The sequence below is a fragment of the Streptomyces sp. TLI_185 genome (assembly GCF_003814765.1).
GTDB lineage: Bacteria > Actinomycetota > Actinomycetes > Streptomycetales > Streptomycetaceae > Streptomyces.
The window spans coordinates 6,197,013-6,223,190 of the sequence record NZ_RKRB01000001.1; the positions used below are offsets into that span (position 1 = coordinate 6,197,013).

General features: G+C 72.1%; 20 protein-coding genes and 1 riboswitch. Of the genes, 11 read left to right on the forward strand and 9 right to left on the reverse strand.

The features are described 5' to 3' along the window. The first annotated feature begins 58 nt into the window (after nucleotides 1–58). Nucleotides 59–1,342, forward strand: a complete 1,284-nt coding sequence (locus EDD92_RS28695; protein ID WP_123967009.1) for a hypothetical protein — start codon at nucleotides 59–61, stop codon at nucleotides 1,340–1,342. 181 nt (nucleotides 1,343–1,523) lie between these two features. Further along, nucleotides 1,524–2,054: a DoxX family protein gene (locus tag EDD92_RS28700; protein WP_123967010.1), complete on the forward strand. Its 531-nt coding sequence runs from the start codon at nucleotides 1,524–1,526 to the stop codon at nucleotides 2,052–2,054. A gap of 624 nt (nucleotides 2,055–2,678) precedes the next feature. Here the strand turns inward: EDD92_RS28700 and EDD92_RS28705 are convergent. Further along, on the reverse strand, nucleotides 2,679–2,927 hold the full coding sequence (locus EDD92_RS28705; RefSeq protein WP_123967011.1) for a hypothetical protein: 249 nt from the start codon (nucleotides 2,925–2,927) through the stop codon (nucleotides 2,679–2,681). Next, on the reverse strand, nucleotides 2,914–4,425 hold the full coding sequence (locus tag EDD92_RS28710; RefSeq protein ID WP_123967012.1) for a PspC domain-containing protein: 1,512 nt from the start codon (nucleotides 4,423–4,425) through the stop codon (nucleotides 2,914–2,916). Before EDD92_RS28710 ends, EDD92_RS28705 begins: the two co-directional genes overlap by 14 nt. A gap of 179 nt (nucleotides 4,426–4,604) precedes the next feature. On the opposite strand from EDD92_RS28710, the gene EDD92_RS28715 reads away from it, so the two are divergent. After that, nucleotides 4,605–5,894 carry an ATP-binding protein gene (locus tag EDD92_RS28715; protein WP_123967013.1) on the forward strand — a complete coding sequence of 430 codons (1,290 nt, stop codon included), beginning with the start codon at nucleotides 4,605–4,607 and terminating at the stop codon, nucleotides 5,892–5,894. Next, entirely contained in the window at nucleotides 5,894–6,619 is a 726-nt protein-coding gene (locus EDD92_RS28720; RefSeq protein ID WP_099930844.1) for a response regulator transcription factor, read from the forward strand. The genes EDD92_RS28715 and EDD92_RS28720 overlap by 1 nt, the downstream gene beginning before the upstream one ends. Before the next feature lie 16 nt (nucleotides 6,620–6,635). Here the strand turns inward: EDD92_RS28720 and EDD92_RS28725 are convergent, their stop codons facing one another. Then, nucleotides 6,636–7,697, reverse strand: coding sequence for a C40 family peptidase (locus EDD92_RS28725; protein ID WP_123967014.1), 1,062 nt, complete (start codon nucleotides 7,695–7,697; stop codon nucleotides 6,636–6,638). A gap of 413 nt (nucleotides 7,698–8,110) precedes the next feature. On the opposite strand from EDD92_RS28725, the gene EDD92_RS28730 reads away from it, so the two are divergent. Continuing rightward, complete coding sequence (locus tag EDD92_RS28730) at nucleotides 8,111–8,464, forward strand: hypothetical protein (protein WP_123967015.1); 354 nt, start codon at nucleotides 8,111–8,113, stop codon at nucleotides 8,462–8,464. Here EDD92_RS28730 and EDD92_RS28735 read toward each other — a convergent pair. Together EDD92_RS28735 and EDD92_RS28740 are read right to left on the reverse strand one after the other, a co-directional pair. After that, nucleotides 8,442–9,416: a tellurite resistance/C4-dicarboxylate transporter family protein gene (locus EDD92_RS28735; RefSeq protein WP_123967016.1), complete on the reverse strand. Its 975-nt coding sequence runs from the start codon at nucleotides 9,414–9,416 to the stop codon at nucleotides 8,442–8,444. The two genes, EDD92_RS28730 and EDD92_RS28735, sit on opposite strands and share 23 nt — an antisense overlap. A 99-nt stretch (nucleotides 9,417–9,515) precedes the next feature. Then, on the reverse strand, nucleotides 9,516–10,670 hold the full coding sequence (locus EDD92_RS28740; RefSeq protein WP_123967017.1) for a C40 family peptidase: 1,155 nt from the start codon (nucleotides 10,668–10,670) through the stop codon (nucleotides 9,516–9,518). Between the two features lie 8 nt (nucleotides 10,671–10,678). Continuing rightward, a riboswitch (cyclic di-AMP (ydaO/yuaA leader) is annotated at nucleotides 10,679–10,833 on the reverse strand. 449 nt (nucleotides 10,834–11,282) lie between these two features. On the opposite strand from EDD92_RS28740, the gene pcrA reads away from it, so the two are divergent. Then, entirely contained in the window at nucleotides 11,283–13,769 is a 2,487-nt protein-coding gene (pcrA, locus tag EDD92_RS28745; RefSeq protein WP_123967018.1) for a DNA helicase PcrA, read from the forward strand. A gap of 88 nt (nucleotides 13,770–13,857) precedes the next feature. Here the strand turns inward: pcrA and EDD92_RS28750 are convergent, their stop codons facing one another. Further along, a complete protein-coding gene (locus EDD92_RS28750; RefSeq protein WP_123970589.1) occupies nucleotides 13,858–15,297 on the reverse strand; it encodes a M23 family metallopeptidase in 1,440 nt (479 codons plus the stop codon). Between the two features lie 312 nt (nucleotides 15,298–15,609). Continuing rightward, entirely contained in the window at nucleotides 15,610–16,476 is an 867-nt protein-coding gene (locus tag EDD92_RS28755; RefSeq protein WP_123967019.1) for a triacylglycerol lipase, read from the reverse strand. Nucleotides 16,477–16,829: 353 nt separating this feature from the next. Here EDD92_RS28755 and EDD92_RS28760 point away from each other — a divergent pair, with 353 nt between their 5' ends. Then, nucleotides 16,830–17,246: a cobalamin B12-binding domain-containing protein gene (locus EDD92_RS28760; RefSeq protein WP_030930230.1), complete on the forward strand. Its 417-nt coding sequence runs from the start codon at nucleotides 16,830–16,832 to the stop codon at nucleotides 17,244–17,246. Between the two features lie 209 nt (nucleotides 17,247–17,455). Here EDD92_RS28760 and EDD92_RS28765 read toward each other — a convergent pair whose 3' ends face one another. Further along, nucleotides 17,456–19,075: a DUF5691 domain-containing protein gene (locus EDD92_RS28765; RefSeq protein WP_123967020.1), complete on the reverse strand. Its 1,620-nt coding sequence runs from the start codon at nucleotides 19,073–19,075 to the stop codon at nucleotides 17,456–17,458. A 65-nt stretch (nucleotides 19,076–19,140) separates the two neighbouring features. After that, nucleotides 19,141–20,496, reverse strand: coding sequence for an SWIM zinc finger family protein (locus EDD92_RS28770; RefSeq protein WP_123967021.1), 1,356 nt, complete (start codon nucleotides 20,494–20,496; stop codon nucleotides 19,141–19,143). A gap of 133 nt (nucleotides 20,497–20,629) precedes the next feature. Between EDD92_RS28770 and EDD92_RS28775 the strand changes: the two genes are divergently transcribed. The 4 genes from EDD92_RS28775 to EDD92_RS28790 all read left to right on the forward strand — a co-directional run bounded on the left by EDD92_RS28775 (nucleotide 20,630) and on the right by EDD92_RS28790 (nucleotide 26,166). Beyond that, the gene (locus EDD92_RS28775) at nucleotides 20,630–21,829 is read left to right on the forward strand and encodes an AAA family ATPase (RefSeq protein ID WP_123967022.1); all 1,200 of its coding nucleotides are present in this window, start codon (nucleotides 20,630–20,632) and stop codon (nucleotides 21,827–21,829) included. Nucleotides 21,830–22,046: 217 nt separating this feature from the next. Next, the gene (locus EDD92_RS28780) at nucleotides 22,047–24,815 is read left to right on the forward strand and encodes a DUF5682 family protein (RefSeq protein ID WP_123967023.1); all 2,769 of its coding nucleotides are present in this window, start codon (nucleotides 22,047–22,049) and stop codon (nucleotides 24,813–24,815) included. Then, complete coding sequence (locus EDD92_RS28785) at nucleotides 24,812–24,994, forward strand: hypothetical protein (protein WP_123967024.1); 183 nt, start codon at nucleotides 24,812–24,814, stop codon at nucleotides 24,992–24,994. The genes EDD92_RS28780 and EDD92_RS28785 overlap by 4 nt, the downstream gene beginning before the upstream one ends. Beyond that, a complete protein-coding gene (locus tag EDD92_RS28790; RefSeq protein WP_185124149.1) occupies nucleotides 24,991–26,166 on the forward strand; it encodes a VWA domain-containing protein in 1,176 nt (391 codons plus the stop codon). The genes EDD92_RS28785 and EDD92_RS28790 overlap by 4 nt, the downstream gene beginning before the upstream one ends. Nucleotides 26,167–26,178: the final 12 nt, after the last annotated feature.

A 26,178-nucleotide genomic window follows, 5' to 3' on the forward strand; every position in this document is an offset into this window, starting at 1 on the left:
GCCGACTGCCGGACAGGGCCGCCGGCCGTAGGGGTTGCGGGGAAGGCGGGCGGCGGGCGTGGCGGTGCAGGAGGCGAGAGGCGGCGCGGACGCGGGCGGAGGCGCCCATGGGGGCGGCTGCACCTGCGGGGACTGTCCGCACGGGGCGCGCGAGGGACACCGGCGCGCGGTCGCCGAATTCCTGCTGATGCGCGACGGTTTCGCGGCCGGGAAGGGGCTGCCCGCCGCGGTGGCGCACTCGGCCTCGGCCTCCCGCCAGTGGGTCTCGGAGGAGCTGACCCAGTCCGCGGAACTCGTCGCCGAACGCGGCCGCGCCGAGGGCGAGGCCTGGCTGGCCCGGCTGTGGCGGCGGACGGTGTGTGCGGTGTGGGCGCTGGTGGTGCTGTTGCTGCTGGTGCAGTCGCTCACGGCCATCGGGGCGGGCTGGACGACGGCACGCACGGTGGGTCTGCTCGCGGCGGTGGTCGTGGGCGGTGTGCTGACCGCCGCGTCCTGGTTCCACCGTGCCCGGGGCGGCGTGCTGGCTCCCGTCGTCGGCGAGGACAACCGCCTGTCCACGTCCCGCACGGTGGCGGCGGCCTGGGTGCTGTTCGTCGCCTACGCCGTGCTGTTCCTGGCCGGCCGTCTGGCCGCTGCCTCCGACCACGCGGAGCGCGACGCCCTGATCTCCGGTCTCGAGCTCGCCCGCGGCGCCGGTGTCGTCACGGTCCTCGCCGTGGTGTGCGGCATCGCGGTGCTGGTGCGGCGCGTGGTGGGGCTGCGGGTCCTCGGCCAGCGGCTGCAGAAGGTACGGGCGGACCGGCCCAGGGCGGCCGACCTGCTGACCGACGACTCGGGGCGGGGCACCTTCGCCGACATCCAGTACGTCGTGATCAGCACCGTCGCCGTCCTGTTCGCCGCGGTGCGGCTGGCCCGCCGCCCTGACCAGCTGCCGGACCTTCCGTGGGGTCTCGCCGTGGTGGTGCTGGTGTCGGCGGCGACCTATGTGGCCGGCAAGTACGCGGAGGGCGGCCGCCCGGTGATCCTCTCCGTGGTGCGGGCCCGGGAGGCCGGCGACCTCGACGCCCCCATCCGCACGGGCGACGACATCGAGATCCGCGGCGCGGGCTTCGTCCCGCCGGGCGCCCAGGGCGCCGACCGGCTGACGCGCATGGTGGTCCGCATCGGCACGGTGAACGTCCATGTGCCCCTCGTCCCGGTGACCGGCGGCTTCAGCAACCCGACGGACGCGGCCCTGACCGTGCCCGTGCCGGCGGAGGTGGAACCCGGGAGGATCGAGGTGCAAGTAGTCACGGCTGCGGGGGTAGAGACGAATAGGTATGCGATTGATGTGACGGACTGAACTGATCCTGACGGACTGAACTGATCCTGACGGACTGAACTGATCCTTGCGGACTGAATGGGGCACCCCTCTCGACGCGGGACACCAGCGCTGAAATCGGCACGAACGCATTGAGCGCACCGTCCTTGACGTACGTATCGTCTTGTGAGGGTCCCGGCACCGCGGGCGAGAGGCGACAGCGATGACTCACGGCATGCGCACGGACACGCACACCCCGTACCTCGACGGCGACCGGAGCTGGCGCGACTCCGCCACCCGATTCGCCCTCCTTCCGCTCCGCGTCTTCCTCGGCGTCACCTTCATCTACGCCGGGCTGGACAAGCTCACCAACAACGCGTTCATGAAGGACTCCGGGGCCGGCTCCATCGGCGAGATGATGCGCAACGTCCGCGACTCCTCCGCCATCCCGGCCATGGTCGACCTGGCGCTGAAGAACCCCGTGGGCTTCGGCTACGCCATTGCCCTGGGTGAGTTGGCGGTCGGCATCGGCACCCTGATCGGCCTGTTCGCGCGCCTGGCGGCGCTCGGCGGCGCACTGATCTCCCTCAGCCTGTGGCTGACCGTGAGCTGGGCCTCCGACCCGTACTACTACGGCAACGACCTCGCCTACCTGATGGCCTGGCTCCCCCTCGTCCTCGCGGGCGCCGCCACGTTCTCCCTGGACGCCGCACTCCGCGCCCGGCGCAGGCAACGGGCGGCAGGTTACCGGTAGCTCCTGGTCGGCGGGGGCCACCGGTGGCGAAGCCCTCCGGCACGCCCTGGGCCCGCGCCGCCTCGGAGTCCGGTGTCACGTCGCCGGGCGTGGAAACCGCGCGGGCCGCGTGCCCGGACTGCCTCTCGGCGTGCAGCGAACGCCGCCTCGCCCCTGGTCGTGTCTCTGGGGCTGACGCTTGCGCCGTCTGCGCGTCCGGGTGGTGTCTGTTGGTGTGTTGTCGGCGCGGCGCTCGCCCTGGTCGTGTCTGTGGGCGTGGCGGCTGTGCCGTCTGCGCGTCCGGGTGGTGTCTGTTGGTGTGTTGTCGGCGCGGCGCTCGCCCTGGTCGTGTCTGTGGGCGTGGCGGCTGTGCCGTCTGCGCGTCCGGGTGGTGTCTGTTGGTGTGTTGTCGGCGCGGCGCTCGCCCTGGTCGTGTCTGTGGGCGTGGCGGCTGTGCCGTCCGCGCGCCCTGGTCATGTCTGTCGGCGCGCAGCCGCCCCCGCCCGCGTGCCCGGACACGTCGCCGGGCGGGGAGGCCCCGCCATCCCCTGTCCCGGGTCATGTTTCCCGGCGTGGAGCCGCCGCCACCCCAGGGGCCCGAGTCAGGTTCCCGGCGTGGAGCCGCCGCCACCCCAGGGGCCCGAGTCAGGTTCCCGGTGCATTCAGCTGTGCCTCACTCGTCGCCTTTCCGGAGACCACAGCCCGCCGCCGCCGTATGCCCCGGGTCAGTGCTCCCACCGCACCGGCCAGGCAGAGGCCGCCCGTGACGACCGGGATCACCGCGAACCATGGGGTTTCCCACAGGCCGCCGGCGTCACCGGCGTAGATGGCGCCCCCGAGGGCGAGGAAGACACCGGCGACCAGCCTTCCCGGCTGGAACTCATGACGCAGCACGGCTCACCTCCGCCTGCCCGAGACCGACCTGGAGCTCGAGGTCGAGCGTGCCGGTGTTCTTGCCGCCCGACACCGGTGACAGGGTCAACTCCTTGTGCTTGCCCGGCTCCACGTCCACGTCTCCCGGCTTGTCGCCCGGCAGCTGGATGTCGCCCACCCCCACGTCGATGCTCAGCTTCACGGTCACGTCCTTCGGAACGATCACCTTCAGCCGGCCCATGCCGACGTCGGCCCTCGTGCTCACCGTCTGCCCCCCGGCCGGGTGCAGCCGGCTCAGGTCCAGGGTGCCGACGCCACTGCCGACGTCGTACTTCTCCTGCACGTCCGCCACCGCGGCCGGCTGCCAGGTCGTGCGTATCCAGTGCGTGCCGACGTCCTTGGGCAGGGCCGCCGAGCCGGCCAGCAGGGCCGCCGTGATGATGGCGAGAAAGACCGACCCCGCCCCCGTACGCCCCAGGAACGCGCTGACCGCGATGCCCAGACCAAGGACCAGGAGCGCACAGGACAGCCCTGTCTGCAGGCTGGTGCCGAGCGCGTGGTCGTCCCAGGTCAGCCCCGTCCCGAGGCCACCCGCGAGCAGGGCGAGCAGGAAGACCCAGCCGCCAATCCAGCGGGGGCCGCGCGGTCTGGGCGCCGGGGGGCGTGGTGTGCGGATGTCCGCGCGGTTGGTCCAGGACGTGCCGAGGCTGATGTTGACCGCCGCCGCGATGTCCCGGTCGCGGGAGTCCCGGGGGCCCCACAGATAGCCGGTGCCGCCGACGTGCGTGCCGTCCTTGACGATGGGGTCGCGCCACCAGGAGGGGTAGGCGGCGGGGACCGGCGGTGCCTGGGCCTCCGGCGGGGCGTCGGCGACGGCCTGCGCGGCCAGCGGGTCGGGGTCGGGGGCGCCGCGCTGCCGCGACCAGTACCCGGCGCCCGCGAGGAGCAGGGAGAGGACGACGGCGAAGGCCAGCACCCCGCCGTTCTTCAGCAGCGACAGGAACACCCCGCAGCCGACCAGCGCGAACATCACCGCGGTCAGCGCCTGGCCGTCGACGCGGCCGGTGAGCAGCTTGCGGACCTCGTTCTCCTCCTCGTCCTCGTACGGGATGAGGAGCCAGGCGAAGCCGTAGAAGAGCAGGCCGATGCCGCCGGTCGCGGAGAGCACCGCGAGCGTGATCCGGAAGATCACCGGATCCATGTCGCACTGCCGCCCGAGCCCGGCACAGACCCCCGCAAGCACCTTGTACCGGCGGTCGCGGCGGAACCTGCGGGGAGCCTCGGTGGCTTCCGCGCCCGCAACCCCCTCTTCCTGCGCGCCCGCCCGCCCGTGCGCGCGCGAGTCGGCGCCCGCGTCGGCAGGGGCACCGACGCCCGGGGCCGCTCCCGCACCGGGCCCCGCCCCGGCGGCGGGTGCGGCATCCGCGGCGGGCGCGGCATCCTGCGGCCCGGCTCCCGGAGCGGGGCGCGGGCCGGAGCCGGGTCCCGGACCCGTCGCGGCGCGCTCGTGATCTGTCATGTGTCCATGGTGACGGCCGAGCCGCTCCGACGGGAGTCGGTACGACCCTGGCCGGACCCTGATATCGCCCCTGAGCCGGCGCCCGGGAACCGTTCGACCGGGCCCGAGTTCGAAGATCAGGGGTGTCTCGGGGGTCGACCCTGATGCCCCTGTCCTCCGACCGTGTGAGTATCGATGGCATGCCGGAAGCCGCTGCAGCGCCACTCGTCGAACCGCGGCCGCCGCGCAAGCTCTACCGCAGCAGCGACGGACGCTGGCTCGGTGGCGTGGCGCGGGGGCTCGCCGGGCATCTCGGGCTGCCGGTCATCTGGGTGCGGCTCGTGTTCGTCGGCCTGTTCATGGCGGACGGCCTCGGCGCGCTGCTGTATGCCGCGTTCTGGTTCTTCGTGCCGCTCGGTGTCGGTGGCGTCGGCGGCCAGAGACCCCCCTCGCTGGTCAGTACCGAAACCTCGCCGGACGGCCGTCGCAGGCTGGTCGCCCGCAAGCCGGACAAGGGCCAGATCGTCGCCCTGCTCCTCATGGTCGTGGTGGCCATGGTCTTCGTGGGCAATGTGAAGGTGGGCGGCGGAGCCAAGGCCTACCTCTGGCCCACCGTCCTCGTCGGCGCGGGCGTCGCCCTGGTCTGGCGCCAGGCGGACAACGCCCGCCGGGCCCGCTGGGTCGAGGTCGGCAGCCGCCGGCGCACGCTCACCCTGCTGCGCGCGGCAGGCGGTGTCCTCCTCGTCACCGCCGGCGTCTCCGGCATGTTCGTGCTCCAGGGCTCCGCCGCCCACCTCGGCTCCGTCCTGCAGGCGGCCCTCGCGGTCCTCGTCGGGATAACGCTCCTTGCTGGCCCCTACCTCGTCCGTATGACCCAGGACCTCTCCGAGGAGCGCCTGATGCGCATCCGCGCGCAGGAGCGCGCCGAGGTCGCCGCCCATGTCCACGACTCCGTGCTGCACACCCTGACCCTGATCCAGCGCAACGCGGAGAACGCGAACGAGGTGCGCCGCCTCGCCCGCGCCCAGGAGCGCGACCTGCGCACCTGGCTCTACAAGCCCGAGGGCACCGGCAAGGACGAGGCCGACGAACCCACCGACCTGGCCGACGCGGTACGGCGCAACGCCGCGGAGGTGGAGGACAAGCACGGCGTCCCCATAGAGGTCGTCATCGTCGGCGACTGCCCGCTCGACGAGAGGATCGGCGCGCAGATGCAGGCCGCGCGCGAGGCGATGGTGAACGCCGCCAAGTACGGTGGCGAGGGCGGCGCCGTACAGGTCTACGCCGAAGTCGAGGGGAAGACCGTCTTCGTGTCGGTCCGGGACCGCGGCCCCGGCTTCGACCTGGACTCGATACCCGCCGACCGCATGGGCGTCAGAGAATCGATCATCGGCCGCATGGAGCGCCACGGCGGTACGGCGCGGCTGCGCGCGGTGCCGGACGGCGGCACGGAGGTCGAGCTGGAGATGGAGAGGGCGGAGAAGACGTGATGAGCGATCCGACCGAGGCGAACGCGGAGTCTGTGGAGCCGAAGGCCGGCGGTGGCGCGGGCGAGCGGCACGTGCGTGTGGTCCTCGTCGACGACCACCGTATGTTCCGTACGGGCGTCCAGGCCGAGATCGGCCGGACCGACGAGACCGGAGTCGAGGTCGTCGGCGAGGCCGCGGACGTCGACCAGGCGGTCACGGTCATCACCGCGACCCGACCCGAGGTCGTCCTCCTCGACGTCCACCTGCCGGGCGGCGGCGGCGTCGAAGTCCTGCGCCGCTGCGCCGCGTTGATGGCCGACGCCGAGCAGCCGGTCCGCTTCCTCGCCCTGTCCGTGTCGGACGCGGCGGAGGACGTGATCGGCGTGATCCGGGGTGGCGCACGCGGCTACGTCACCAAGACGATCACTGGCACGGACCTCGTCAACTCCATCTTCCGCGTGCAGGAAGGCGACGCCGTCTTCTCCCCGCGTCTGGCCGGCTTCGTCCTCGACGCGTTCGCCTCGACCGACGCCCCGCCGGTCGACGAGGACCTCGACCGCCTCACCCAGCGCGAGCGGGAGGTGCTGCGTCTGATCGCCCGGGGGTATGCGTACAAGGAGATCGCCAAGCAGCTGTTCATCTCCGTGAAGACGGTCGAGTCCCATGTCTCGGCGGTCCTGCGGAAGTTGCAGCTGTCGAACCGGCACGAGCTGACACGGTGGGCGACGGCGCGACGGCTGGTCTGAGGGCCTCCGCCCGAGCTCACACCACGCGTGTGGCGCCCGCGAACGGCATCTCGTCGATCGGCGCGATCCGCACCGGAGCCGATGGGTTCGGGGCGTGGATCATCATGCCGTTGCCGACGTAGATGCCGACGTGGCTGATGCCGGAGTAGAAGAACACCAGGTCGCCCGGGGCCAGTTCGGAGCGGGAGACCCGGCGCCCGGCGTCGATCTGGGCGTAGGTCGTGCGGGGCAGGGAGATGCCCGCGGAGCGGTAGGCGGCCTGGACGAGGCCCGAGCAGTCGAAGGCGTCCGGGCCGGTCGCGCCCCACACATAGGGGCTGCCGAGCTTGGAGTACGCATACGAGAGGGCGGCCGCGGCGCGGGAGTCGGACGCCTCGGCGGTTGCCGTTCCCAGGGACACGAGGCCACCCCGGCCACCCTCGGCGGACCGTGAGGCGCGGTTGCTGCCGTCCCCGAGCCGAGCACGCTCGGCGGCCGACAGCCGGGACACCAGCCGCCGCGCCGCATCCAGCTTCCCGGTGATCGTCTTCTCGTCCCGCTTCAGCTCCGCCTGCCGCGACCTGAGCCCGGCCAGCTCGATGCGGGCGGCCCCGCGCAACTGCTCGATCTCCCGCAGCTGTTCCCGTACGCCCGCCACGGCCGCCGCCTGCCGGGTGCCCGCCCGGTCGACGAACTCGGCCCCCTCGAGATAGTGGTCGGGGTCGTCCGACAGCGCGAGTTGCAGTGCCGGGTCGAGACCGCCGTCCCGGTACTGCGCCGCGGCCATCGAACCCAGCTCGTCCCGCGCCGAGTTGAGTTTGTCCGTCTTGCGCGCCGCCTCGTCCCGCAGTGTCGACAGCCGCCGCTCGGCGGCGTCCGCCTGCTCCTTCGCCCCGTCGTACTTCTCGGTGGCGACCTCCGCCTCCTGGTACAGCCTGTCCACCTCCGCCTTGACCTGCGTCGGCGTCAGGTCCGGCTCGGCGTGCCCGGTCCCGTCGAAGCCCGTCGCGGTCGCCGCGCCCGCCACGGCGATCGTGAACGCCGTCCGGGCCGAACTGCCGTTGAGCGAGCGCCGACTGGGCCTGCGGTGCGCTGCCACGTGGACTGCCCGTCCTTTCGTACGACCGCTCGCTGCGGGGCGGCTTACGCGTCCGGCGGCGGCCCGCACAGGGGGAGCGGGCCACCGCCGGACCTTCTCGGCGGTGGTGGCCGGCTGCCGCCCCTGGCCCGGGCGGTGGTGGGGAGCCGGTCACCTGGTGGAGGACGCTAAACCTGCCTGTGCCGGCTAGGTGACGGGATGTGCGGAAGTGCCCCCGGCGGATCGCCGGGTGACCGTATGCGGCCGTGATCCAGGACTCGCGCCGTCGACTTCACGCAGTGCGCTGACCGATGTGGCGGTTCCGGGAGACGGTCGGCTGGCGGAGTGCTATGGGCCGCATATATGCAGGGTCCGCCTATGAAGGACGGGGCGGTGTCCGGCGCCCCATGCGCCTCTGTTTAAGCTCCGGCCTCATGGACGTACTCATCCATCTCTTCGTCGGCCTGCACATCATCGGCATCGCCGCACTCCTCGGCGGCTTCGTCACGCAGATGAAGGCGATGGGCCGCGGCGAGGCCCGCTTCGTCCCGGCGATGCTGCACGGTGCGCTGACGATGCTGGTCACCGGCGCGATCCTGGTCGGCCTCAACCAGGCCGACGACCATCACGTCAACAACATCAAGATCGGCGTGAAGCTGGCCCTGCTGATCGTGATCCTCGGCCTCGTCTATGTGAAGCGGGACGACGAGAAGATCGACAAGGGCCTGTTCGGGCTGGTGGGCCTGCTCACCACGGCGAACATCTTCATCGCGGTGCTGTGGACCTGATGCCGGCGCGGGCCGCGGTGACGGCTCCCGCGGCGACGGCCAGCCACGCCGCCACCGCGATCCACAGCAGCACCTCGCCGGGTCCCTTGAGCCGCGGGGCGTCGAGGGCGGCGGCGACGGACAGTACGGCCGCCGCCGTCATCCCCAGCGGGAAAACGGTCGCCCAGCGCCGCACGTCGTAGCCGTGCAGCGGCCGGACCGCCTCGGCGACGAGCAGCACGGCGTACCAGGCCAGGTCGAGCACGAGCAGCGCCAGGGTGACGGCACGCAGGACGCCGCGGTCGTCGTCGTTCCACAGATACAGGCGCGCGCTGTCCGCCGCGACGAGCTTCGATCCTGCGAGCGCGGAGAGGGCGAGCGCGCCGCCCGCCACCCACTGGTCGCCCGGCCCTTGGGTCACCTCTCGCAGGTCGAAGAGGGCCAGGGCGCAGCCGTAGAGGACGAGCCCGAGCCAGAACAGCACGAGCGCCGCGTGCGCGAGCCATGCCGTCGCCTCGGCCCCGGCGAGCGTGGCGCCGAGCACCGCGAGCCCCTGCGTGGCCACACAGCACAGGAACACCGTGCCCGGCATGGGACGCCGCCAGCGCCGTGCGGCCTGCACCAGCAGGAGCGGCCACAGCACGGCCGCCAGGGCGAGCAGGGCCTCGGCGAGCGTCTGCCGTCCGAGGGCGGAGAAACGGGTCCCGAGCACGGCGGTCGCCGCCACGGCGGTCAGTGCCCCCGGCGTCCCCGCCTCCGCCCGCCACCTCTCCGGACCCCGCACCAGACGGACGCCGAAGCCCGCCGCAAGCACCACCCAGGCGACACAGGCCAGGCCCAGGACGACCCGCGACAGCACCTCGTACGCCGTCATGTGCAGCCCGACCGACACAGTGCCGGTCGCCATCACGGCGGCCCCGGCCGCCGGTGAACGCTGCGCCCACCAGGGGCGGAGAGAGGTAGGGCCGGACATGAGGCCGATGCTAAGGAGTGGGGCGCGGGTTCAGGACGGGCCACGCGCGCGTGCATCACAAACTGCCCCGCACGCGCGCGTGCACTGCTCCCCGGTGACTCAGGCCGGCCGCACCACACTGTGGATGATCGATTCGCCGCCGTAGTAGATCGACTCCTCGCGGACGTACGCGCCGGGCTTCGGGGCATGGATCATCATGCCGTTGCCGATGTAGATGCCGACGTGGCTGATGTCGTCGTAGAAGAAGATCAGGTCGCCGGGCTGGGCGTCGCCGAGGGAGACCGTGGTGCCGGCGTTGACCTGGTCGTAGGTGGTGCGCGGGAGGGTGACGCCCGCAGCCTTCCAGGCGGCCTGGGTGAGGCCGGAGCAGTCGTAGGAGTCGGGGCCGGTGGCGCCCCAGACGTACGGCTTGCCGATCTGCGCGCGGGCGAAGGCGAGCGCCTTCTCGGCCTTGGTGGCGTACGAGGAGTCGCTGGTGGAGGTGGATCCCGAGTCCGAGGAGGAGCCGCTGTCCTGGGCCGCGGCCTCTTCCTTGGCCTTCTCCTCCGCCGCCTGCTGTTTCGCCAGCTCCGCGGCCTTGCGTGCGGCCTCCGCCTCCTTCTGCTTCTGGATCGCCGCGAGGCGCGCCTTCTCCTCGGCGGTCAGCTTCGACAGCAGCTCGCGCGCGTCGGAGAGTTTCTTCTGCACCGTTGACTTGGCGGTCTGCAGGTCGCTCTGTGTCGCGGTGAGCGTCTCGAGGCTCTTGGAGGCCTCCTGGCGCTTCTTCATCGTCGCGGACTGCTCGGTGAAGTAGTCGTCGACCGCGGTCTTCTGGCGGGAGGTCAGCCGCCCCATCAGCTGCGTCTGGTCGAAGTAGTCCTGCGGGGAGTCCGCGAGCAGGAAGGTCGCCGTGTCGGGTGCGGCGGCTCCGGTCCGGTACTGGGCCGCGGCGAAGGAACCGAGCTGTTCCCGCTCTTCGTTGAGCTTCTGCGTGCGCTTGGCGACGTCGTCGAGGAGGGTGTCGACGTTCTTGCGCTGCTTCGTGGTCTTCTCTTTGGCCGCGTTGTACTTCTCGGTGGCCGACTCGGCCTGGCGGTAGAGGTCGTCGACCTTCTTCTCGACCTCTTCGAGGCTGGGCTTGCCGTCGGCGGCGGGGGCGGCGTTCGCCGACTGGGACAGCAGGGCCACCGAGGTGAGGGCGGCCGTGGCGAGGGCGGGGGTGCGTATGCCTGCTACGCGCGTACCCGCGGGGCGCGACTTGCGGTGCGACGCCAAGGGAGGCGACTCCTTCCATGCTCCGCCTACCGAGTTAGCTGTCGGGTTCGGGCGGGTGGTTCGGAAGGGTTGCCCTACGGTCCGTGCCCCTGGAGGGAGTGGGACCGATTCACCCCAAGGTCGGTGTGGGTCCCCGGCTCCGGATGCGCGGCGGCGCCCCGGACTCGGCGGAGGCCGCGCGGCCCGGCGACGTTCGCCGGTGGGGGTCGTGCGGCCTGCCGGAACGGTAGCCAACTCGTGTGGCCCCTGTGAAGGTTGATGTTCGATATGCCCGATACATTTTCGTGACCTTCGGTCAGGAGGTCGCGCGCAGCCGTCAATCCGGAAGGATCTGCGGTGACCCGTACGCATTTTGACCGGAGTGGCGTCGTCCGTCCGCTTCCGGCGGATGGTCTCCAGTCGGTCGCGGCGGCAAGAAGCGCCTGGGGCCTCGACCGGGTCGGTCGCGGACCGTGACCCCGCGGTCGTGGAGGGTAAGGAGAGGTCTGGCCGCCAGATCTGGAAGATTCAGGGGTTCTGAGGGGCGGGGAGGCCCATGGGAGCCCGAGGATTCCGGCGATGTTCCCAGGGCGGCGGCGGGCTGTCAGTGGGGCACCCTAAACTCGGAGAGCGATGAGCAGCCTCTTTGACGACAGCTTCCTGGCGAACCTCCAGGCCCCCCGCGGGCACGAGGAGGAACCTCCGCCGCCGCCCGAGGACGATCACGGACCGGAGCCGGTTCCGGACGATCTGTTCGGCGGGAAGTTCGACGTGCCACCGGACCGGGAGGCCTACTACCGCAACGGCGCCCCCCGCCCGGCGATCGACCCGGCCGCGCTCCTGGACGGGCTGAACGAGAACCAGCGCGCGGCCGTCGTCCACTCCGGCACGCCGCTGCTCATCGTGGCCGGCGCCGGTTCCGGCAAGACCCGCGTGCTCACCCACCGCATCGCCTACCTCCTGGGCGAGCGGAACGTGCATCCGGGCCAGGTCCTCGCGATCACCTTCACCAACAAAGCCGCGGGCGAGATGAAGGAGCGCGTCGAGCAGCTCGTCGGCCCGCGCGCGAACGCGATGTGGGTGATGACCTTCCACAGCGCGTGCGTCCGCATCCTGCGGAGGGAGTCGAAGAAGCTCGGCTTCACCTCCTCCTTCTCGATCTACGACGCAGCCGACAGCAAGCGCCTGATGGCCCTGGTCTGCCGCGATCTGGACCTCGACCCCAAGCGCTACCCGCCGAAGTCCTTCAGCGCCAAGATCTCGAACCTGAAGAACGAGCTGATCGACGAGGAGGACTTCGCCGCCCAGGCCGCCGACGGCTTCGAGAAGACCCTCGCCCAGGCCTACGCCATGTACCAGTCGCGGCTGCGCGAGGCCAACGCCCTCGACTTCGACGACCTGATCATGACGACGGTCAATCTGCTGCGCGCCTTCCCGGACGTCGCCGAGCACTACCGCCGCCGCTTCCGGCACGTCCTGGTCGACGAGTACCAGGACACCAACCACGCCCAGTACGCACTCGTGCGCGAGCTCGTCGGCACGGGCGCGCACGACGAGGACGTACCGCCCAACGAATACGACCTGCAGCCCGCCGAGCTCTGCGTCGTGGGTGACGCGGACCAGTCGATCTACGCCTTCCGCGGTGCGACGATCCGCAACATCCTCCAGTTCGAGGAGGACTACCCGGACGCGACGACGATCCTGCTGGAGCAGAACTACCGCTCCACGCAGACCATTCTGAGCGCGGCGAACGCGGTCATCGAGCGCAACGAGTCCCGCCGCCCCAAGAACCTGTGGACGAACGCGGGCGCGGGCGCGCGCATCACCGGCTACGTCGCCGACACGGAGCACGACGAGGCGCAGTTCGTCGCCGACGAGATAGACCGTCTCACGGACGCCGGCGAGGCGAAGGCCTCAGACGTCGCCGTCTTCTACCGCACCAACGCCCAGTCCCGTGTCTTCGAAGAAGTCTTCATCCGCGTCGGCCTGCCCTACAAGGTCGTCGGCGGTGTCCGCTTCTACGAGCGCAAGGAGGTCCGGGACGTCCTGGCCTACCTGCGGGTGCTGGCCAACCCCGAGGACTCGGTGCCGCTGCGCCGCATCCTGAACGTCCCCAAGCGCGGCATCGGCGACCGCGCCGAGGCGATGATCGACGCCCTCGCCCAGCGGGAGAAGATCAGCTTCCCGCAGGCGCTGCGCCGCGTCGACGAGGCATACGGCATGGCTGCGCGCTCGGCCAACGCCGTCAAGCGGTTCAACACGCTGATGGAGGACCTGCGGACGATCGCCGAGTCCGGCGCGGGCCCGGCGACCGTCCTGGAGGCGATCCTCGAACGCACCGGCTACCTGGCCGAGTTGCAGGCCTCCACCGACCCGCAGGACGAGACCCGAATCGAGAACCTCCAGGAACTCGCCGCCGTGGCCCTGGAGTTCGAGCAGGAGTCCGGCGAGGGCGAGGAGTCCGTCTCCCTCGCCGACTTCCTGGAGCGGGTCGCGCTGGTCGCCGACTCCGACCAGATCCCGGACGAGGAGGAGGACGGTTCCGGAGTCATCACCCTGATGACCCTGCACACCGCCAAGGGCCTCGAGTTCCCGGTGGTCTTCCTCACCGGCATGGAGGACGGCGTCTTCCCGCACATGCGCGCCCTCGGCCAGACCAAGGAGCTGGAGGAGGAGCGGCGGCTCGCGTACGTCGGCATCACGCGCGCGCGTGAGCGGCTGTATCTGACACGGTCGTCGCTGCGCAGCGCGTGGGGGCAGCCCTCGTACAACCCGCCTTCCCGGTTCCTGGAGGAGATCCCGGCACAGCACGTCGACTGGAAGCGGACGGGCGCCACTGCCCCGGTCTCCTCCGGACCGGCGTCGGGCGTGGCGGCCTCCCTGTCGTCCTCCCGGTCACGATCGTCGGCCTCGGGCGCGTCCGGTTTCGCCACGAGCCGCGCCTCCGAGAAGCCGGTGGTCTCGCTGGCCGTCGGTGACCGGGTCACACACGACCAGTTCGGACTCGGCACGGTCGTGGCCGTGAAGGGCACGGGCGGCAACGCCGAGGCGACGATCGACTTCGGCGAGGCCAAGCCGAAGCGGCTGCTTCTGCGGTATGCACCGGTGGAGAAGCTGTAACTGCCGGTGAGGTAAAACAGCCCGTCCGGCGCTTGAGGACGAGGCCGTTCAGGCCGAACGGGGGTCTGGGGGCGCAGCCCCCAGTCTTCTACGTAGGGTCCAGCCCGTGGCTGCGCAGCCACGGCAGCGGGTCGATCGCCGAGCCCCCGCCCGGCCGGACCTCGAAGTGCAGGTGCGGGCCCGTCGAGTTGCCGGAATTCCCGGAGTACGCGATCGGCGTGCCGGCCTTCACCGTCGTACCGGAGGCGACGCGATAGCTGGAGAGGTGGCAGTACCACGTCTCCGTGCCGTCCTTCGCGGTCACTATCATCATGTTCCCGTACGCGCTGTTCCACTGCGTGCGGACGGTGCCGTCCGTCGCGGCCATCACCGTCGTGCCGTACGAGACCGGGAAGTCGATGCCGGTGTGCACGGACATCCAGTTGATGCCGGCCTGGCCGAAGTAGGCGCTGAGCCCCTTCTGGGCGACCGGAAGAACGTACTTCGGGCGCAGCCGCTCCTTGCGGGCCGCCTCCGCCGCCGCCTTCTTCTTCTCGGCCTCCTGCTGGGCCTTGAGATCGATGCGCTCCTGCGTACGGCTGGCCCGGTCGGCGAAGTCGTCGGCGCCGGCGGAGAGACTCCGGAGCTGGGTGTCCAGCTTGTTGTTGGCGGCGGATGGTTTCACCGCATGTGCGTCCGACGCGGTCGTCGAGGTGTTCTTGTCGCCGGTGAAGGTGCCCACGGAGGCGGCGGCGATACCGGCCACGCCCATCACACACGCCGAGGGTACGGCGATGGTCAGCAGCGCGGACCGCTTGGCGGGCGCGCGACGGCGGGAACGGGCCCCGCTGCGGGAGCTCGCGCGCGACGCCGGAGCCGGCGTGACGTCTTCCTGGTCGTCGAGGAGCGGCGCCGCCGAGGGCAGCTCACCGGTGGCGTTCAACCGGCCGCCGTCCGGGGCGGATTCGTCGTACGAACCGTGATCGGCCTGCTGCTCGTAGTCGTCGGCGGGCCCGGCGGTCGCGGCGGTGTCGCCGGCCTCGGGGCTCTCGGAGTTCCACTGTGTGGCGTCGTACGCCCCGGTGTCGAAGGCCTGGGTGCCCCATTCCCACTGCTGGGTCTGGTCGGCGGGGGTGCCCGAATGGTCGGGCTGCAGCCAGGCGTTCGCGTCCCACTGGCCTGAGACGTCGTGCCCCGTGGCCTGCGCCGGGATGGCGGAGAGCGGCTGGTAGTCGGCGGTCCAGGCGGTCGTGTCGTACGCGCCGGTGTCATAGGCGGCGTGGTGCTGGGCCGCATACGCGTCGTAGTTCAGGGTGTGGTGGCCGCCCGTGGGGGACCCCCAGCCGGAGTCGTACGAACCCGTGCTCTCGCCCGGGAGGCTGCCGAACAGGGGGTCTGCGGCGAAGGTCGCGGTGGCGTGGCTGCCGGTCGCAAAACCGTTGGAGTCGTAGCCGCCGTACGTGGTGAAGTCGCCGTACTGGGCTTCCTGCGTGCCGTACGACGCGTAGTGCGCCGAGGCGGCGTCGGAAGCCGGAGCCGGGGTGGTCATGGTCCCCGACGGGTGACGGTCGTTCACCAACTTCTCTTTCGCCTCGACAACAGGGGCTGCCAGAGCAGTGCGGTGACTGTACCCGGCGGTATGCGGGCTCGACAATCTTCAACAGGTTTCGTGCGCGCAGGAAACGGGCATTCGGCCGTGTTTCGGGGGACGACGGGCACGGCTTTGGCCCTGTGTTCGAAGAATGTTCGAGGCCAAATGGCTGTCGCATAGCCGTGCGGATGCTGTCCGGGTGCCGTCCCAGGGCTGTAAGCAGGCTGTACGGAATGCGGCTGTACCGGTTGCGGGCTGTAAGGGATGGGGTCAGGCCACTGTCAGGCCGCCGACGTGGGCGGCGGCTTCGGCTCCTGTTCGTTCGGCGTCGAGGGCCTGGCGTATCCCGGTCGCGACGGCGGGGTGCACGGGCAGGGCGAGATGCCCGATCCCGCTGACCCGTACGTTCTGCACCATCAGGTCCGGGTGGTCGATACAGGCGGTCTCCAGCGGGTCCATCAGGTGATCGAGGTCGCTCCAGAAACTCACGAAGTGCGTACGGCAGCCCGGTGCGGGCCGGGTCAGCTCCTCGAGCAGCTCCGAGCCGGGGCGCATCTGGCGGACGATCGGGTGGGCGTTCGCCAGCGGTACCACCCGGGTGCCGGAGTGCGGGGTGCCGAGCGTCACCAGCGTGCGGACGCGGATGTCACCGCCCAGCCGCTGCACGTAGTACCGCGCTATCAGTCCGCCGAGGCTGTGTCCGACGATGTCGATCTGCCTGCTGCCCGTGCGCTCGCAGATCTCCTCTATGTGCCGGCTCAGCAGCTCGGCCGCGGTGCGGATGTCGCAGGTCAGCGGCGAGTAGTTGAGCGACTCGACCTGCTGCCTGCCGTGCTGGGCGAGGCTGCGGCGCAGCAGCACGAAGACGGAGCGGTTGTCGATGAAGCCGTGCAGGAGGACGACCGGGGGGTTGGTTCCGGTCGGCAGCTGTGCGGCGCCGTCCGGCGACGGCAGCGGGGCCGATGGTCCTCGGCGTTCCTGCGCGACGCCGGAGGGATAGAGCAGGAGGTGTCCCGCGAGGATCGCGAGTTCCAGGGCGGTCGCCTTCAGCAGGGCCAGCGAGAGTCCCGCCAGTCTGCTCGGAAACAGCCGCTGGCAGAGCGGAAGAAAGGGCAGCGCCGCCCTCGTGACCTTCATGGCCGACCTCCTGTCGGCACGCAGGAGGACGGCTCTGTCCCCCGTGTGCCCTCGTGGGAGGCCGCGAGGAAGGCAGTCGACGGCCCTTCAAGGCATCGTCGACACGCCGCATCGCCACGGCGCGCGGCCTGCGGCGCGGTGGTGCGGCGACCTCTTTGCGGCTCCCGTTGCGCGTGTTCCCGCCGGAACGGTGCGCGGTGAACGTGTCCCATCGTGTGATTTCCCCCTCGGTCTTCACCGCGAAACTGCCGGTTGCGGGATGCTGGCGATAACGTTCGTTCACTTCCCCGGCCGGTTCGGGTACTCCAGTACTTGTCGGTAGGGATGGATGCAGTCGCTTCATGGAGGCAGTGATGGGTGTGGCAGCCGGTCCGATCCGCGTGGTGGTGGCCAAGCCGGGGCTCGACGGCCACGATCGCGGGGCCAAGGTGATCGCGCGTGCGTTGCGCGACGCGGGTATGGAGGTCATCTACACGGGCCTTCACCAGACCCCCGAGCAGATCGTCGACACCGCGATCCAGGAGGACGCCGACGCGATCGGGCTCTCGATCCTCTCCGGGGCCCACAACACGCTCTTCGCCGCGGTGATCAAGCTGCTCAAGGAGCGGGACGCGGAGGACATCCTGGTCTTCGGCGGCGGGATCATCCCCGAGGCGGACATCGCTCCGCTGAAGGAGCAGGGCGTCGCGGAGATCTTCACGCCGGGGGCCACGACGCAGTCGATCGTGGACTGGGTGCGGGCGAATGTCCGTCAGCCTGCCGGTGCGTAGGCCTCCGGCGGTGCGGGCGTTGGCCGGTGCGGATGGGCTGGGGTGGCCGGCCCTGGGGGCTCTGCCCCCAGACGCCCGGTCGGCCTGAACGGCCCCGTCCTCAAACTCCCCCACTCTCGGCTTCGCTCGAGCGGGGGGACCAGCACGCCGGGCTGGAATGCGCTGACCGGCGCTGAATCGGTGCCGGAGATCGCCGGAACAGACAGGCCCTACGCCCCCAGCTCCTCCGCCATCGCCGCACGCAACCGCAAGGTCCTCACCAGGCGCTGGAACGCCTCCGCCCAGTAGCCGCCCGCCCCCGGTGACGCGTCCTCCGTTTCGTCGGGTATCGCCAGGAGGCCGTCGAGGCGGCTCGCTTCGGAGGGGTCGAGGCAGCGTTCGGCCAGGCCCATCACTCCGCTGAAGCTCCATGGGTAACTCCCCGCGTCCCGCGCGATGTTGAGCGCGTCCACCACCGCCCGGCCGAGCGGTGCAGACCAGGGCACCGCGCACACCCCGAGCAGCTGAAACGCCTCGGACAGGCCGTGTGCCGCGATGAACCCGGCCACCCAGTCGGCCCGTTCGACGGCGCTCAGCGTGCCGAGCAACTTGGCGCGCTCGGCCAGCGACACCGCGCCCGGCCCGCCGGCCTCCGGGGCGGACGGGGTTCCGAGGAGCGCCCGGGCCCACTCGGGGTCCCGCTGCCGCACGGCGGCCCGGCACCAGGCCGCGTGCAGTTCGCTCTGCCAGTCGTCCGTCACGGGCAGTGCCACGATCTGCCGTGGCGTACGCCCACCCAGCCGCACGGACCACGTCCCGAGCGGTGTGGCCTCCACCAACTGGCCGAACCACCATGACCGTTCCCCCCGTCCTGCCGGAGCCTTGGCCACCACACCGTCCCGCTCCATGCTCGCGTCGCACTCGTGCGGAGCCTCGACGATGATCATTGGTGAGTCGCCCGTGTGGTCAACGGCCACGCACGCCGCGGCTCTGACGGCCATCCGTGCCGCGAGCGCCGAACCCGGCAGCGCGGAGAGCAACTCTGCTGCCGTCGCCCGCACGTTGCGACCGCGGTCGGCCAGCGCCTGTTCCAGGAAGGGCTCGTCCTCGGGGCCGAGTCCCGTGCGCAGCGAGTCGAGGAACATCAGGCGGTCCTCGGCCCGCTCCGTCGACCAGGTCGTGGTGAGCAGTTCGCGGGCGGCGGCGGGTTCGCGGGCGCGTATGGCGGACAGGAGCGCGACCCGCTCGGCGAACAGGCCTTCCTCCCACAGGCGCTGGGTCTGCTCCGTGTCCTCGGGGTGCGGCAGGGCGGCGCCCCCGCCCGGCGTCGCACGCAGGGCGAACCGCCAGTCGGGGTTCAGCCGGGCGAGCCACACGGCGCGCGGCCCTGCGAACGCCAGCGCCGCCGGCCGCAGATCCGTACGCCCCCGGGCCGCATCCAGCAGCGCGGGCAGCGCCTGAGGCGGTGCCGCGAAACCGCGGGCGTTCGCCGTCGCGAGCCACTGCGGCAGCAGCTCCATGAGGTCCGGCGCCGTGCCCCGGCGACCGCCGCCGCTCGTACCGGGGCGGTCGGCCAGCAGCAGCGCGAGCCTGCGGGCCGCCGCCGGGGGCAGCACGGGCCGCGGGTCCTCGGCAGCCGGTTCGGGCCGTCCGGCCGCCCGTGCCGCCCGCAGCCCGGCCCGCCGCCGAACGGTCTCCGCGGCCGCCGCGTCCAGCAGCGCCACCGGCGCCTCCCGCCCCGGCGCTCCGCCCGGCGGAGTGCGCCGCTCCGTCCCGAGCAGTGCCGCAGTGACGAGTTCCTCCCAGGTGCCCGAGGCGGGCGCATCCACCGGCGTGGACGTCCTGTTCATGCGGTTCCTTTCCGTGAGGCTCCCGTCCCCTGTGGGCGTTGCAAGACGGTCCCCGGACTGTCGGGTCAGCACAACTGCACCGCCTCTCCCGCCCCTTCCGGCCACGCCGTCAGCGGAGTGAAGCCGCGGTGGCCGCACTCGCCGAAGACCTTGACGGGGGCGCCGCCCGAGAGGGCGACCAGGCGCCAGAGGCCGGGGCGGGTACGGGCAGTGGGAGTCAGTGGCAGCGCCGCGTCCGCGTCGGCGTCCGCCAGCTGCCAGGAGTCGCCGTCCGGGATCGGTATGACCCGGTCCAGCGTGACCGGGACGGAGTCCAGCCACGGGTCGTCCCGCAGTGCATCGCCGTAACGGGCGGCCGCCCGGGCCGTCGTCACTCCCCGCGGTCGTGTCACCGAGGGGGCCGGCGGTGAGAACTGCTCGCCCAGGGCCGCCCGCAGTTGCCCGGCACCCGGATAGGCGGACACCTCGGCGTCCAAGGTCAGCCCCACGGGCAGCGCCAGCTCCGGGGCGCGGCCCGCGGCGCCGTAGGAGAGGAGCAGTGCGGTGCGGTCCGAGTCCGTGCCGTGCAACCAGATCCTGCGGGTCGTCAGGCGGGCGTCCGCCGTGTCGTACTGGGCGAGGACCAGCCAGCGGTCGCGCAGCGGCGGGCCGTCCGCCGTGCCGGGCAGGCCGATCCGCGACCGGACCGTCGCCGCCAGGCCGTCCGGCAGTCCGTCACGGTGCAGCCAGCCCTGGTCGAGGAGATGGAGCAGCGCGCACTCCTCCAGCAGCCGCACCGGCCAGCCCGGCCCGGACGACGGGATCGCCCCCAACTCCCGCACGCGCGCGGCCAGTCCGGGGGCCTGGGCGTCGACCATGCGGGCCGCCGTCTCCTCCCACAGCCCGTACCCCGACTGCTCCGCGCTCGCCAGACCGCCGCGCAGCAGATCCACCAGGCGCTGCTCCAACTCGGTCGCACCCGCGGTGATCCGCTCGGCCCTGCGCTCCGCCCGGCGCCGCGCGGCCTCCGGATCACCGGACCCGGACGATGAAGCGGACGCCCCCGCCGTCCGCTTCTGCTCGGTGCGCTGCCTTCTCCCCTCCATCCACTGCTCCGCCCAGTCCGGCGCCTGCCCCGACGGCACCGCACCGTCCCCGCCCGCCCAGAGCAGCAGCAGCCCGAGCGCGTGCTTGCACGGGAACTTGCGGCTCGGACAACTGCACTTGTACGCGGGGCCAGCGGCATCGGCGATGTCCACGACCGTCTGATACGGCTTGCTGCCACTGCCTTTGCACTGCCCCCACACCGTCCCCTCGTCGGAACTCCCCGCCTCGGACCACGGCCCCGCCGCGCCGAGTTTGCTGCCCGCTTTGCGTGACGCGGCGTCAGGCGCCAGTGCCAGCACCTGCTCCGCGCTCCAGCGCACCCCCTGCTGAGTCATGACATCGAAGGTAGATCCCGCCACTGACAATCGGGCCGGCGAGCGCGTTTGCGCAGGTCGGAACGCATTGTCAGTGGCGTGGTGCACGGTTGGTGCCAGATCCGAACCGGCCGAGCTGGAGGGGGCCTCAGCCATGTCTGTGTCCGTAGAGCCGAAGTCCGTCGAACCGAGTGAGAACGGGTCCGCGCCCGTGAATTCGACTGCCGCCGCCCCTGCATCCGCGGGTGCGAGCGCGCAGGCGTCCGCACCCGGTACGGAGGCGCTGCGGCCACACGCCGAGGACGCCTTCGCCGGTGAACTCGCCGTGCTGGCCGCGCAGGACGACCGCCCTCGCCCGGCCCGCTGGAAGCTGTCGCCGTGGGCGGTGGCGACGTATCTGCTCGGCGGCACCCTGCCGGACGGCACGGTGATCACACCGAAGTACGTGGGCCCGCGCCGCATCGTCGAGGTCGCCGTCACCACGCTCGCAACCGACCGCGCCCTGCTCCTGCTCGGCGTGCCCGGCACCGCGAAGACCTGGGTGTCCGAGCACCTGGCCGCGGCGGTCAGCGGCGACTCGACGCTGCTCGTGCAGGGTACGGCGGGCACGCCGGAGGAGGCGATCCGCTACGGCTGGAACTACGCGCAGTTGCTGGCGAACGGCCCGAGCCGGGCCGCCCTGGTGCCCAGCCCCGTCATGCGGGCCATGGCGGAGGGGATGACGGCGCGGGTGGAGGAGCTGACCCGTATCCCCGCCGACGTCCAGGACTCGCTCATCACGATCCTCTCCGAGAAGACGCTGCCGATACCGGAGTTGGGGCAGGAGGTGCAGGCGGTCCGGGGCTTCAACCTGATCGCCACGGCCAACGACCGGGACCGCGGGGTCAACGACCTCTCCAGCGCCCTGCGCCGCCGCTTCAACACGGTGGTGCTGCCACTGCCGGAGAGCGTCGAGGCCGAGGTGGACATCGTCTCGCGCCGCGTCGACCAGATCGGCCGCTCGCTCGACCTGCCGGCCGTGCCCGACGGCGTCGACGAGATCCGCCGGGTCGTGACCGTCTTCCGCGAGCTGCGCGACGGGGTCACGTCCGACGGCCGTACGAAGCTCAAGTCGCCGAGCGGCACGCTGTCGACGGCGGAGGCGATCTCCGTCGTCACCAGTGGACTCGCCCTGGCCTCCCACTTCGGCGACGGCGTGCTGCGGGCCGGCGACGTCGCCGCGGGCATCCTCGGTGCCGTCGTCCGCGACCCGGCGGCCGACCGCGTCATCTGGCAGGAGTACCTGGAAGCGGTCGTCCGCGAGCGCGACGGCTGGAAGGACTTCTACCGGGCCTGCCGGGAGGTGAGCGCGTGACCGACCTGGGGTGGGGCCGCCCGGGCGGGAACGGCGGGAACGGCGGGAACAAGGGATCGGGCGGGGGCCAGGGATCCGGCCGCTCGGTGTGCACGGTGCCCGAGGACGGGGGTGTCCGTCGGGAACGGCAGCGGCCTGGAGGGCGCCTGAAGGGCGCCCGGCTGCTGCATTCGAGGGGCGCGATGACCAGGACGACGAGGGGGACGGTGTGACAGGGATGGCGAGGGGCGGGAGCGGCGCGGCCGGTGGCGGGCCGCTGCTGCTCGGTGTGCGACATCACGGACCCGGCTCGGCACGAGCGGTAAGGGCGGCGCTGGACGCGGCCCGGCCCCGGGCCGTGCTGATCGAAGGACCGCCCGAGGCCGACGCACTGATCCCGCTGGCCGCAGAGGAGGACATGCGGCCGCCGGTCGCCCTCCTCGCCCACGCCGTGGACGAGCCCGGCCGCTCGGCCTTCTGGCCGCTCGCCGAGTTCTCCCCGGAGTGGGTCGCGATCCGGTGGGCCCTGGAGCACGAAGTACCGGCGCGCTTCATCGACTTGCCGGCCACCCACACCCTGGCGTGGAGCAAGGACACGGAGGACGAATTCGGAGGGGGCCCGGGCGCCGGACGTGGGGACGACGCCGATTCGGCCGGGGGCGATGCGGCCGGGGGCGACGCCGGGCGCGGGGACGGGGGCGATGACGGTACCGAGCGCGGGCGCGGGGCCAACTTTGATGCTGGGGCAGAGTCCGGCACCGGATCACAAGCCCACTCCGGTGCCGGCGCCGGGGCAGGAACCGGGGCCGGGCCAGATGCCGGCGCCGGGGCAGGTGCCGAGAACGAAGCCGACGCTGCGGCCGGACCCGGCGCCGAGGCGGGGACCGAAGCTGGATCCAGCGCCAATACCGACACCGACACCGACAGGCGTGCCGAGACCGACAGGCGTGCCGACACGGACAGGTGTCCCGACACGGACAGGCGTGCCGATACCGGTGCCGGTTCCCAGCCCGCTGCCGGCAGGTCGGCCATGGAGACCGACGTCCGTATCGACCCGCTGGCCGTGCTCGCCGAAGCCGCCGGGTACGACGACCCGGAGCGGTGGTGGGAGGACGTCGTCGAGCACCGTGGGGTGGGGGAGGGGGACGCGTTCGCGCCGTTCCTCGTGCTCGAAGAGGCCATGGGGGCGCTGCGGGAGGCGTACGGCAGCGGGGGCCACGACCGGGATCTCGTGCGGGAGGCGTACATGCGGCTCCAGGTGCGGGCTGCGCAGCGGGAGTTCGGGGATGCGGTGGCCGTCGTGTGCGGGGCATGGCACGTGCCCGCGCTGCGGCAGAAGGCGGCCGTCGCCGCCGACCGGGCGCTGGTGAAGGGGCTGCCCAAGGTCAAGGCGGACATGACCTGGGTGCCGTGGACGTACCGGCGGCTGTCGCGGTTCAGCGGGTATGGGGCGGGCATCGACTCGCCGGGCTGGTACGGGCATCTGTTTGCCGCCCCGGACCGGCCGGTCGAGCGGTGGATGACCAAGGTGGCCGGGCTGCTGCGGGACGAGGACCGGATCGTCTCCCCGGCGCATGTCATCGAGGCGGTGCGGCTGGCGGAGACGCTCGCCGCGATGCGGGGCCGCCCGTTGCCGGGGCTCGGCGAGACGACCGATGCCGTGCGCGCGGTGATGTGCGAGGGCTCGGACGTGCCGCTGGCGCTGGTGCACGACCGGCTGGTCGTCGGAGACGTGCTGGGGGAGGTGCCGCAGGCGGCGCCGGCAGTGCCGTTGCAGCGGGACCTGCACCGGATCCAGCGCCGGCTGCGGCTCAAACCGGAGGCGCTCGAGCGGGAGTTGGAGCTCGACCTGCGCAAGGAGACCGACGCAGGGCGCAGCAGGCTGCTGCACCGACTGCGGTTGCTGGGTGTGGCCTGGGGCGAACCGGTGGCTTCGCGGGGCAGCACGGGCACGTTCCGGGAGACATGGCGGCTGCGCTGGGAACCGGAGCTGGCCGTGCGGGTGGCGGAGGCCGGGGTGTGGGGCACGACGGTGCTCGCCGCCGCGACGGCCAGGGCGGAGGCGGACGCCGTCGCCGCACAGGCACTGGCCGACGTCACCGGACTCGCCGAGCGCTGCCTGCTGGCCGAACTCCCCCAAGCGCTACCGGTGGTGATGCAGGTCCTCGCCGACCGGGCGGCGCTCGACACGGACGTCGGCCACCTCGCACAGGCCCTGCCGGCCCTGGTCCGCTCCCTCCGGTACGGAGACGTACGCGGCACGGACACAGAAGCGCTGGCCGGAGTCGCCGCGGGCCTTGCCGAGCGGATATTCGTCGGCCTGCCGCCGGCCTGCGCGGCCCTGGACGCGGACGCCGCCGAGGAGATGCGACGCCATGTGGACGCGGTGCACGGGGCGGTGGGGCTGCTCGGCGACGCGGCCGCGCCGGACCACCGCGACCTGCGGGGCCGCTGGCACTCGGTTCTGCGCGTGCTGTCCGTCCGGGACACCGTGCCCGGTGTGGTCCGGGGGCGGGCCGTGCGGCTGCTGCTGGACGACGGGGAGCTGGGGCAGGACGAGGCGGCGCGGCTCATGGGCCTCGTGCTGTCGCCGGGAACCCCGCCGGGGGACGCCGCCGCTTGGATCGAGGGTTTCGTCGGCGGAGGGTCCGGCGGCGGAATGCTCCTCGTGCACGACGAGCGACTGCTCGGGCTGGTCGACTCCTGGCTGACCGGGGTACCGCCGGAGGCGTTCACGGACGTACTGCCTCTGCTGCGGCGGACGTTCTCCGCGTACGAGCCGGGGGTGCGCCGGACGCTGGGCGAGCTGGTCCGGCGCGGGCCGGGGGAGCGGGGGAACGTGACAGCCGCCCGCTCCGGCATACCGGGCTTCGCGGCCGAACTCGACCCCCAACGCGCGGACGCCGTGCTGCCGGTGGTCCGGCTGCTGCTGGGGCTGGACGGACCGGGCGGTCCGGGCGGAGTGGAAGAGGACATCGACAACGACCTTGCGGGGGTGGCGGGATGACGAAGGACGGACTGACGGAGGCCCTGGAGGACGTCGGCGCAGTCGCCGTCGGCAGGAACAGGACCAGGAACGGCAACAGGAATCGCAACAGGCACGCGGGCGGGGCGAAGGACCGCCCGGCGGTCGCCGTCGCCGTGATGCCGCTCTGGGACCGGCCCCGCGCGGGGGTGTGCCGATGACGGCCGCGGCGATGGACCCGGCAGCCCCGGCGCAGGAGCGGCTGCGGCGCTGGCGGCTGGTGCTCGGGGGCGAGGCCGCCGACGGCACGGGATGCACTCTGTCGGGCCAGGACAGCGCGATGGACGGGGCGTTGGCCGCGCTCTACGGGAAGGGCGACAAGCAAGGGCAGGCGGGGCGGGACCGGTCGGCGGGGCTCGGGGCGTCGGCGCCGTCGGTGGCGCGCTGGCTCGGGGACATCCGGACGTACTTCCCCTCCTCCGTCGTACAGGTCATGCAGCGCGACGCCATCGACCGGCTCGGGCTGTCCGCGCTGCTGCTGGAGCCGGAGATGCTGGAGGCGGTGGAGGCCGACGTCCACCTTGTCGGCACGCTGCTCTCGCTCAACAAGGCGATGCCGGAGACGACCAAGGAGACGGCACGGGCCGTCGTGCGCAAGGTCGTCGAGGACCTCGAGAAGCGGCTCGCCACCCGCACCCGGGCCACTCTCACCGGCGCCCTCGACCGCAGCGCCCGGATCAACCGGCCGCGCCATCACGACATCGACTGGAACCGCACCATCGCGGCCAACCTCAAGCACTACCTGCCCGAGTACCGGACGATCGTGCCGGAGCGGCTCATCGGCTATGGCCGGGCGTCCCAGTCCGTGAAGAAGGACGTCGTCCTCTGCATCGACCAGTCGGGGTCGATGGCGGCCTCCGTGGTCTACGCGTCCGTGTTCGGGGCGGTGCTCGCCTCCATGCGGTCGCTCAACACGCGACTCGTCGTCTTCGACACGGCGGTGGTGGACCTCACCGACCAGCTCGACGACCCGGTGGACGTGCTGTTCGGCACGCAGTTGGGTGGCGGTACGGACATCAACCGGGCACTCGCCTACTGCCAGTCGCAGATCACCCGGCCCGCGGAGACGGTGGTCGTGCTCATCAGCGATCTGTACGAGGGAGGGATACGGAACGAGATGCTCAAACGGGTCGCCGCGATGAAGGCGTCCGGAGTGCAGTTCGTGACACTGCTTGCGCTCTCGGACGAAGGGACGCCGGCCTACGACCGGGAGCACGCGGCCGCGCTCGCCGCGCTGGGGGCACCGGCGTTCGCGTGCACGCCCGATCTGTTCCCCGAGGTGATGGCGGCGGCGATCGAGAAGCGACCGCTGCCCATACCTGACACGGCATGACCGGACACGCCA